The sequence below is a fragment of the Streptomyces sp. P5F9 genome, assembly GCF_057961495.1.
Window position 1 is genome coordinate 1 of the sequence record NZ_JBXVPZ010000804.1, and the last position, 2,331, is coordinate 2,331.

The 2,331-nt window shown below is 70.7% G+C and carries 2 protein-coding genes and 1 pseudogene; all 3 read left to right on the top strand.

Annotation, left to right across the window (positions count from 1 at the left end):
• A pseudogene (locus AC31A1_RS50320) lies at positions 1–149 on the top strand (CoA transferase); the annotation flags it as partial.
• A gap of 24 nt (positions 150–173) precedes the next feature.
• Entirely contained in the window at positions 174–1,388 is a 1,215-nt protein-coding gene (locus AC31A1_RS50325; protein WP_489659737.1) for an acetyl-CoA C-acetyltransferase, read from the top strand.
• A gap of 40 nt (positions 1,389–1,428) precedes the next feature.
• Positions 1,429–2,331: enoyl-CoA hydratase/isomerase family protein (locus tag AC31A1_RS50330; protein WP_489659738.1), on the top strand; the 903-nt coding region annotated here is incomplete at its 3' end.

The window sequence follows — 2,331 nt, forward strand, 5'->3', positions numbered from 1 at the left end:
CCCGGTTCTCCGCGACGCCCACCTCGGTGCGCGGCGGGCCCGCCCGGCCCGGCGCGGACACGTCCGACGTGGCCCGGGACTGGGAACTCCCCGGACTTCTCGACGCCGTTGACGACCCTCAGCGAGGAAACCCCTCGGCGAGTCTTTGAACACCCTCAGTGAAAGGCTTGGCAGTGAGCACCGAAGCGTATGTCTACGACGCGATCCGCACCCCGCGCGGGCGCGGCAAGGCCAATGGATCCCTGCACGGCACGAAGCCCATCGACCTGGTCGTCGGACTCATCCACGAGCTCCGTGACCGCTTCCCGGACCTGGACCCGGCCGCGATCGACGACATCGTCCTCGGCGTCGTCGGCCCGGTCGGCGACCAGGGCTCCGACATCGCCCGCATCGCCGCCGTGGCCGCCGGACTGCCGGACACGGTGGCCGGCGTACAGGAGAACCGCTTCTGTGCCTCGGGCCTCGAAGCCGTCAACATGGCCGCCGCCAAGGTGCGTTCGGGCTGGGAGGACCTCGTTCTCGCCGGTGGTGTCGAGTCGATGTCCCGGGTGCCGATGGCCTCGGACGGCGGCGCCTGGTTCAACGACCCGATGACGAACCTCGCCGTCAACTTCGTGCCCCAGGGCATCGGCGCCGACCTGATCGCCACGATCGAGGGATTCTCGCGGCGCGACGTGGACGAGTACGCGGCGCTCTCGCAGGAGCGGGCGGCCACCGCCTGGAAGGAGGGCCGCTTCGAGCGGTCCGTCGTCCCGGTCCGCGACCGCAGCGGCCTCGTCGTCCTCGACCACGACGAGCACCTGCGCCCCGGCACCACCGCCGACTCCCTCGCCCGGCTGAAGCCGTCCTTCGCCGACATCGGCGAACTCGGCGGCTTCGACGCCGTGGCCCTCCAGAAGTACCACTGGGTCGAGAAGATCGACCACGTCCACCACGCGGGCAACTCCTCCGGCATCGTCGACGGCGCCTCCCTCGTCGCCATCGGCTCGAAGGAGGTCGGCGACCGCTACGGCCTCACCCCGCGCGCGCGGATCGTCTCCGCGGCCGTCTCCGGCTCCGAGCCGACCATCATGCTCACCGGGCCCGCGCCCGCCACCCGCAAGGCCCTCGCCCGGGCCGGGCTGACCATCGACGACATCGACCTCGTCGAGATCAACGAGGCCTTCGCCGCCGTAGTCCTGCGCTTCGTGCGGGACATGGGCCTGTCCCTGGACAAGGTCAACGTCAACGGCGGCGCCATCGCGCTCGGCCACCCGCTCGGCGCGACCGGCGCGATCATCCTCGGCACGCTCGTCGACGAACTGGAGCGCCAGGACAAGCGCTACGGCCTCGCCACGCTGTGCGTCGGCGGCGGCATGGGCATCGCCACGATCGTCGAACGCGTCTGAACACCCCAGCGGCAGCAGAGACTTCTACGGAGAACCCCTCATGACCGAGAGCACCACCATCCGCTGGGAACAGGACGACACCGGGATCGTCACCCTCGTTCTCGACGACCCGGACCAGTCCGCGAACACCATGAACGCGGCCTTCCGCGACTCCCTCACCGTGATCGCCGACCGCCTGGAGGCCGAGCGGGACTCCATCCGCGGCATCATCGTCACCTCGTCGAAGAAGACCTTCTTCGCGGGCGGCGACCTGCGCGACCTCATCCGAGTCACCCCGGACACCGCCCAGGAGTTCTTCGACGGCGGCCTCGCCGTCAAGCGGAACCTGCGCCGCATCGAGACCCTCGGCAAGCCGGTCGTCGCCGCGATCAACGGCGCGGCCCTGGGCGGCGGTTACGAGATCGCCCTCGCCTGCCACCACCGGGTCGCCCTCGACGCGCCCGGCTCGAAGATCGGCTGCCCGGAGGTCACCCTCGGCCTGCTCCCCGGAGGCGGCGGAGTCGTCCGTACGGTACGGCTGCTCGGCATCGCCGACGCCCTGCTGAAGGTGCTCCTCCAGGGCACCCAGTACAGCCCGCGGCGCGCCCAGGAGAACGGCCTCGTCCACGAAGTGGCCACCACCCCGGACGAGTTGATCGCCAAGGCCCGCGCCTTCATCGACGCCAACCCGCAGTCGCAGCAGCCCTGGGACAAGCCCGGCTACCGCATCCCCGGCGGCACCCCGGCGAACCCCAAGTTCGCGGCCAACCTGCCCGCCTTCCCGGCGACCCTGCGCAAGCAGACCAACGGCGCGCCCTACCCGGCCCCGCGCAACATCCTCGCCGCCGCCGTCGAGGGCGCCCAGGTCGACTTCGAGACCGCCCAGGTCATCGAGACCCGCTACTTCGTCGAGCTGGCCGTCGGCCAGACCTCGAAGAACATGATCCAGGCGTTCTTCTTCGAC